The following is a 7,160-nucleotide window of genomic DNA, read 5'->3' as shown; positions in this document are numbered from 1 at the left end:
ACACAAACTATTTTACAGTCTCCATCATTTATTTTAGCAAGAAAGATTTGAATATCTTTGTCGAAATTAGGATCAAATACATGCTTTTTTGGCATTTTATCATTAATAAAATTTAAGATGTTGATCATTCGTATAGGCGACGGACGACTATTTTTAAAATACGACTTGAAGGAAGAAAGTATAGATGGATTATCCTCATATTCATCATAATATTCTGCAAAAAAGTCAAATTGTGATAGTTTAGTCCCCGTTTTCTTTTCAATGTTAGTAATAGCTTCTTTAATTACTTGAGAAAAATTATTGGGAAAATAGGGTAACTTATTTATTAAAGAATTGTTTTGATTAAGCTGTTTTAATTTATGTGGATTGGTTTCTTTTAATATATTAAGTTCGGTTTTAATTGTGTGTTTATACATTTGAATCATATCTTTTGGATCATTAATTATTTTTATCTCCTCAAATTAGGGCTGATTAAATAAATTATAAAGCAAGAATTGGAAAAGTATTGAAAAGCGTAATTTATCGAAAATATGAATTATAAGTGTATAGGGGTACGACACCCATTACACTGACTCCCAATATAAATCTTGTTTTAATAAACATTGAGGCGAGGTTAGAAAGGGTTATCGCTTCAATAAATTAAAACCCTAGATTAAATAGGAGGGCATTATGCCATTAAATTTAATTCCTTTTGCTAACAATGGCGTTAAAGGTGCTTTAGACAAAATGCAACTTGCTATGTTAAAGCAACGCAAGGTAATTGCACAAAATGTAAAAGATAAAGATTATTATACTTTAACATTTGCTGTAATCGCAGATGGAAATCAGTATAGTAAGTCTGACGGAGAAGTCTTGAAAGAGCCTAATTTGGGCGAGACATTCAACGTTCGAATTAATCAAGAGAATATGCCATCAATACATGGGATGATTCCAAATGTTAAATTGGTTAATCCAGTTTGTCATGCCATTTATGCTACTAATTCTGAGGGGAGTACATTTGCAAACATCAATTGTAGTATTAGTGCAGATAATGTGATTTTTCCTCAAGGGGTTCAAAAATCAAGAGATCAAGGTAGTAGATAATGCGTGAGTATAATAAAAGGCAAGCACCATCTCCTAATGGATGGAATAATCGTATATTGTTACCGATACTTGGAATATTTTTTGTTTTTGCAGGGTTCATATTAAAAATTCTATCCTTTAATATTCCTTGGTTTGCGTTAGTAATTGATTTGATCGCAAAATGGATCATAGTTGTAGGTATTGTTTGTATGATACCTAGCGCTTGGCGTTGGCTCATTAGAGCTCAAAATGATTTAAAACAATCAAATACTAAGTATGATTTATCTGCTCTAAGAAGTTATAAATTTGAACAAAAATTGTATTCTATGAGAATTTTTGAAAAAGATTCTCATGATTGCAATAAAATTAGATTACCTCAAGTTGTAATCACTGATTATGGCTTTAAATTAACAGCAATTGGAAATTTGAGAAAACAAATGTTAGATGATGACACAATTGGAGATTTTAATTCTTTTTTAGCTTTAAATAATGCCAAATGTGCTATTCAATCAGCATATTATCGTGATGGGTATGTACATTATATTGTTAGACACGCTATTGAAAAGGATAGGCTGCATTTCTAATGTATTATTCTGTGCATATTACTAAATCAATAAAGTGGAATATTGCGGACCATATTTCTGCATTAATCACTGGGGCAAGAGGTTCAGGCAAAAGCTTCTTGCTCTTATCTTTAATAGTAATGTTAGCAACGTTACCTCAAAAGCAAAATGATTTACTTGGTACATCGATGATACCAACTCAGATTTTTGCAATTGATTTAAAGAACTCAGATGTTGCAAGATTAAAAATGCTACTACCATCAAATCGAGTGGCTCATACTAAGAGCGATGCTCTAAAGATACTTGAAAGATTTGTTGGTTTTATGAAGCAACAACTGGAATTTATTCAGAATGAGACCTCATTTGGATCTACAGCTAAATCATTAGGGATGCCTGCTTATTATTTAATTATTGACGAGTGGTCTGCGACTAGTGCGGTTTTTAATGATGCAGTAACTAAAGAAGATAAGATTCAAAAATTTAAATGGTTCAATCTCATGCATGAATTAATGATGCTTAATCGGCAAGCACTATTTGGCGTAATCATTGCAACGCAACAAGCAACGGTTACAAATTCAGGACTGTCAACAGCAATACAAGAAGAAGTTGGACTTAAAGTCCATATGGGGAATGCTACTAGTGAAGCTTATAGATTAACCTTTGGAAATGACTTGAAAATCCCAAATGAGTATTTAGATGTAGGTGAAGGGATGCTATGGCTTGAAGGTCACAATTTGGATTGGGCCACACCTTTTGCAGCTCCTTATATAGACACTGATAATTTTTGGAATATTCTTCAACAAGCTTTGGTAAATCAGAGCGATGAAAAATATTTAAAGTTATGTACTAGATAATTGTATTGGGTGTGGTCATCATGGCCTTCGGTCTGTGCCACACCAGAAGCCAGTCACGTAGTGGCTGGCTTCTATATTAACTTGATTAATCTAACACAAGAGNNGACACAGATATGTAGTTCTTGAAACTGGTGAAATCAAGAATATGAATCAAGAGTCTGAAAAAAGAACTGATAATCTTGATAGTGTAAGAAGAACTATGAAAAGACTTAGACGATTAATTGGAGCAAATTTTGTTTCCAACAAAATTAATCGAAAAGATCAACTTTGGATTACTTTGACTTATCGAGAAGATGTCAATGCAACTGATAAAAATAGTCCTGAGATTGTGTATAAAGACTTTAAGCGATTTATTCGTAAATTAAGGGAAAAATATAATTCTACAATTGAGTATATTGCAGTACTTGAGCCACAAGCCTCTGGTAGATGGCATCTTCATGTGTTGATGAAAACTATGAATAATTCTAAATTATATATTCCTAATTCGGATATAGAAAAACTATGGGGAAAAGGCTTTACTTCTACCAAACGCTTAAAAAATTCGGATAATGTTTCAGCGTATGTTATGGCGTATGTTTCAAACATAGAAATTGATTTAAAAAGTTCTGATAAAGGTAAAGCAATTTCAAAAAAAAGTAATAAAAGGTGGGCGACTATCGTTTTACCCCAAAGGAATTAGAATTTATAGAAGATCAAGAAATTTAGTTGATCCCAAGATTCAAAAAGGACAAAAACGAGAAGTATTATCGCTAAAAGCAAGAGAAAAGCTACATAAACCCAAAGTTTATATTCGTAATCTTAAGAATAGATATGGTAAACAAATAAAGATTAAAACGGAATTTTATACCAAAAGGGAAAAGACTTATGGAAAAAATGATTAACTATAAAGATTTGTTAGCCATGGGTTTTCCTCAAAATCAAGCACGAAGAATTATTAGACTTGCTAAAGAAAACCTAGTAAAAGAAGGCTATGGGTTTTATAATGGTAGACGCGTGGGTTTAGTGCCTACAAGTGCTATTAATAGGGTTTTAGCTCTTCCCAATAAGGAAGGAGACCATATTGATGGTAAAAACTAAATATGCCAATGTCTATAAAGATTCAAAGGGAAAATACTATTATAATGTTTTTCTAGGAAGAGATTCCAAAGGAAAACAAGTATTTAAGAAAGGAAGAAGGGATGCTTTAGGGCATCCCTTTACTTCTGGCCGTGAAGCATCTATAGAAGCACGAAGAATTAAGCAATTATATTTGAATGTTGATTTGAACGATATCAGTTATGCACGATTTATGAAAGAACGTTTCATGCCTAAATACAAGGGAGACGTTGAAGCAAGCACTTATGATACTCATTCAAGAATGTTTTTTAAAGCTGTTGATTTCTTTGCTGATGAAAGGCTAAAAGACATTTCTGTAGCTGAATGTGAAAAATATCGAACTTGGCTTTTGACTGAATCAGGTTATTCTCAAAGTTATGTCAGTCTTATTTATACGTCATTTAGACAAAGTTTGGACTACGCCGTAGAAATAAACCTAATAACTATTAATCCCTCTATGAAGACTAAAGCAGTGCCTAAAGGAAAAGGAATTGAAAAATATTGGACTAAAGAAGAATTTGAAAAAGTTCTTGCTTGTATTAATACTGATTCATTCTATGAAAATCTAATCTATGTTACATTCCTTTTCTACTATAGAATTGGTTGTCGTGTATCAGAAGGTTTTGCTCTAAAATGGTCTGATATTGATTTAACCAATGGACGTGTAAGAATTTTTCATAATTTGCATTATAAAAATAAACTTGAGTATGAAATCAAACCTTATACCAAGACTAATGCTGGTAAAAGGACAGTTACGATTGATGATGAGTTACTGCAGGTTTTAAAAGATTGGAAGAAACGCCAGAAAAAGCATGGAGTAACAGATTTCGTATTGAGTTATGATAATTGTCCTACTAATAGATCTACACTTAGTACCTGGCTTAAAAGATATGCTAAGTTAGCTGGAGTAGCTAGAATAGATGGACGAGGCTTAAGGCATTCAAATGCTTCTTATTTAATTGCTGAAATGGGTGCGGATGTTTTAACGGTAGCACATAGATTGGGACATAAATCACCAACTGTGACTTTACAATATTATGCTCATATGTTTCCTGATAATGATTTGGAGATCGCTTCAAGAATGGAAGGAAGCATGAACATTACACCGGCTAAAAAATCCTTAGTTGAATTCAATGGTAATCAAAATATAAGTGGGAATGCTATTGTTAGTATGCCAAAAGTTTGCCAAAACAAAGAAAAAGCCGTGTAATCGTTGATATAAAAGGAACGTCTCTTATTCTAAGGGAAGCCTTCAGGGCAATTGCCGATGATGTTCATGCCTACTTAATGGTTGATATGGCCCACATCGCCGGCTTGGTTGCTACAGGTGCTCATCCAAGTCCGCTTCCTTACGCCGACGTTGTAACGACAACAACGCACAAAACTTTGCGTGGCCCTCGTGGTGGGATGATTTTGTCCAACAACCTTGAATTGGGCAAAAAAATAAATTCCGCTGTTTTCCCAGGCACACAAGGCGGACCGCTCGAGCATGTGATTGCTGCCAAAGCCCAGGCTTTTTACGAAGATCTGCAGCCGCAATTTACCGATTATATTAATCAAGTAGTAAAGAACGCGGCCGCAATGGCTGATGAATTTACCAAAAATGGTGCAAATATTCGCGTCGTTTTCCGGTGGCACCGATAACCACTTGATGATTATTGACATCACGAAAACTGGTTTAACCGGTAAAGATGCCCAAAACTTGCTGGATTCCGTTAATATTACGACTAATAAAGAATCAATCCCTGGGGATAAACGCAGTCCATTTGTAACCAGTGGCTTGCGTTTAGGGACTCCAGCAATTACCAGCCGGGGTTTTAGCGAAAAAGATGCCCGTGAAGTTGCCGATCTGATCTCTAAGATTTTAAACAATTCTACGGACGAAGCAACCATTGCAGAAGTTAAAAAAGCAGTTCAAGAGTTAACTGCTAAGCATCCAATTAATTAGTTGGCAGGAATAGAGAATAGTGAAAAAACATCAATTACATCAAATAAGTCTTTTTTCAGCTGTCATGCTGGCCCTTAATTCACTGATTGGTTCAGGCTGGCTGTTTGGCTCAGGCTCTGCTGCTAGAATTGCTGGCCCAGCAGCTATTTTATCGTGGGTTCTAGGAGCAATTATTATTATTGCGATTGCGTTAACCTACATTGAACTCGGGTCAATGTTTCCGGAAAGCGGTGGAATGAGCCGTTATGCCCAATACAGTCATGGGCCATTGCTTGGCTTTATTGCAGCCTGGGCCAACTGGATTTCATTGGTAACTTTGGTTCCGATGGAGGCCGTTGCCGCAGTGCAATATATGTCATCTTGGCCGTGGCCCTGGGCTAATTGGACGAAGAATTTTATGCATCAAGGCAATATCACTACTAGTGGTTTGGCCGTGGTATTTGCGTTTATGGTAATTTTTACCTTAATCAATTATTGGTCTGTCAAAATTATGACGCACTTTACCAATTTGATTTCGGTTTTTAAAATTGTACTGCCAACTTTGACGATTATTACTTTAATTTGCAGTGGCTTTCATGCGCAGAACTTTGGCACCAGTTTGCACGGCTTCATGCCATATGGCAGCCGGTCAATTTTCGAAGCTACCTCAGTTTCAGGGATCATTATGTCTTATGATGCCTTTCAAACAGTAATTAATATGGGTGGCGAAATAAAAAATCCACGCAAAAACATTGTGCGTGGGGTTTTAATTTCAATGCTGATTACGGCAGCGATCTATATCATGCTGCAAGTGACCTTTATCGGCGCAATTGATCCGAGTTCTTTGGCAAAATCCGGCTGGCATGGCATCAACTTTAACTCGCCATTTGCTGATTTAGCTATTTTGCTCGGCATTAACTGGCTGGTTATTTTGCTCTACTTAGGTGCATTCGTGTCGCCGTTTGGGGCGGGAGTAGCCTTTGTTGCTACCGCTTCGAGAGCTTTGGCAGCAATGACGCATACCAAGCACTTGCCGAAGTGGCTAGGAAGATTGAATCAAAAATACATGATTCCACGTTTTGCGATGGTTACCAATTTGCTTTTGGCAATGATTTTAGTCAGCGTTTTTCGCAACTGGAATTTACTGGCAACTGTGATCGCGTCTTCAACCTTGATTGCTTATTTAACAGGGCCAGTCACCGTGATTTCATTAAGAAAAATTGCACCGCAATTGCAGCGTCCGTTTAAACCAAACTATATGAAATTTTTAGCGCCGCTAGCTTTTGTGCTAACCAGCTTGGCAATCTACTGGTCAATGTGGCCAACCACGATTCAAGTAATTTTTGTCATTGCTCTTGGCTTGCCAGTTTATATTTATTATGAATTAAAGTATCAAAAATCCGATTTGCATGAACAATTGCAGCATGCTTGGTGGATTATCGTTTATTTAGTCGGCATGTCACTTATGTCATACTGCGGCAGCAGCGGATTTGGCGGGCAAGACTGGATAAAATATCCTTGGGACTTCGTACTCATCATCGTAGTTTCTTTGCTGTTCTATTATTGGGGCATTCATACCAGTAAAAATAAGCCAGATCCAGCAGCTGTTAAAATTAACCAAAAAACGCAATAAAAAGGGCTCTTTGTCAAATCCTGTTG

The 7,160-nt window shown here is 35.9% G+C and carries 8 protein-coding genes and 1 pseudogene; 8 read left to right on the top strand and 1 reads right to left on the bottom strand.

Going from position 1 to position 7,160, the window contains the following annotated elements:
* On the bottom strand, positions 1-425 hold a 425-nt coding region (locus B2008_RS00045), incomplete at its 3' end, for a hypothetical protein (protein WP_286822194.1).
* A 244-nt stretch (positions 426-669) separates the two neighbouring features.
* Between B2008_RS00045 and B2008_RS00040 the strand changes: the two genes are divergently transcribed.
* The 8 genes and pseudogenes from B2008_RS00040 (at position 670) to B2008_RS00005 (ending at position 7,134) form a co-directional block, all read left to right on the top strand.
* The gene (locus B2008_RS00040) at positions 670-1,083 is read left to right on the top strand and encodes a hypothetical protein (RefSeq protein WP_281828538.1); all 414 of its coding nucleotides are present in this window, start codon (positions 670-672) and stop codon (positions 1,081-1,083) included.
* A complete protein-coding gene (locus B2008_RS00035; protein ID WP_281828536.1) occupies positions 1,083-1,646 on the top strand; it encodes a hypothetical protein in 564 nt (187 codons plus the stop codon). The genes B2008_RS00040 and B2008_RS00035 overlap by 1 nt, the downstream gene beginning before the upstream one ends.
* Complete coding sequence (locus B2008_RS00030; RefSeq protein ID WP_281828535.1) at positions 1,646-2,479, top strand: cell division protein FtsK; 834 nt, start codon at positions 1,646-1,648, stop codon at positions 2,477-2,479. Before B2008_RS00035 ends, B2008_RS00030 begins: the two co-directional genes overlap by 1 nt.
* A gap of 145 nt (positions 2,480-2,624) precedes the next feature.
* On the top strand, positions 2,625-3,158 hold the full coding sequence (locus tag B2008_RS00025) for a rolling circle replication-associated protein (RefSeq protein WP_286822192.1): 534 nt from the start codon (positions 2,625-2,627) through the stop codon (positions 3,156-3,158).
* A gap of 185 nt (positions 3,159-3,343) precedes the next feature.
* Positions 3,344-3,556, top strand: a complete 213-nt coding sequence (locus B2008_RS00020) for a DUF3173 family protein (protein ID WP_006738228.1) — start codon at positions 3,344-3,346, stop codon at positions 3,554-3,556.
* A complete protein-coding gene (locus tag B2008_RS00015; protein WP_281829496.1) occupies positions 3,543-4,784 on the top strand; it encodes a tyrosine-type recombinase/integrase in 1,242 nt (413 codons plus the stop codon). Before B2008_RS00020 ends, B2008_RS00015 begins: the two co-directional genes overlap by 14 nt.
* 35 nt (positions 4,785-4,819) lie before the next feature.
* Positions 4,820-5,522: pseudogene (locus B2008_RS00010) on the top strand (serine hydroxymethyltransferase); the annotation flags it as partial.
* Between the two features lie 19 nt (positions 5,523-5,541).
* The gene (locus B2008_RS00005) at positions 5,542-7,134 is read left to right on the top strand and encodes an APC family permease (RefSeq protein ID WP_281829495.1); all 1,593 of its coding nucleotides are present in this window, start codon (positions 5,542-5,544) and stop codon (positions 7,132-7,134) included.
* The last annotated feature ends 26 nt before the right edge of the window (positions 7,135-7,160 follow it).

It is taken from the genome of Lactobacillus sp. UBA5813 (assembly GCF_002417895.1).
In the GTDB taxonomy this organism is placed as follows: Bacteria; Bacillota; Bacilli; order Lactobacillales; family Lactobacillaceae; genus Lactobacillus; species Lactobacillus amylolyticus.
This window is presented reverse-complemented; position numbering and strand designations above follow the sequence as displayed.

Excerpts from the sequence above, each read along its gene's own strand:
- B2008_RS00040 (WP_281828538.1), top strand. The coding sequence starts at position 670 with ATGCCATTAAATTTAATTCCTTTTGCTAACAATGGCGTTAAAGGTGCT.
- B2008_RS00035 (WP_281828536.1), top strand. The coding sequence starts at position 1,083 with ATGCGTGAGTATAATAAAAGGCAAGCACCATCTCCTAATGGATGGAAT.
- B2008_RS00030 (WP_281828535.1), top strand. The coding sequence starts at position 1,646 with ATGTATTATTCTGTGCATATTACTAAATCAATAAAGTGGAATATTGCG.
- B2008_RS00025 (WP_286822192.1), top strand. The coding sequence starts at position 2,625 with ATGAATCAAGAGTCTGAAAAAAGAACTGATAATCTTGATAGTGTAAGA.
- B2008_RS00020 (WP_006738228.1), top strand. The coding sequence starts at position 3,344 with ATGGAAAAAATGATTAACTATAAAGATTTGTTAGCCATGGGTTTTCCT.
- B2008_RS00015 (WP_281829496.1), top strand. The coding sequence starts at position 3,543 with ATGGTAAAAACTAAATATGCCAATGTCTATAAAGATTCAAAGGGAAAA.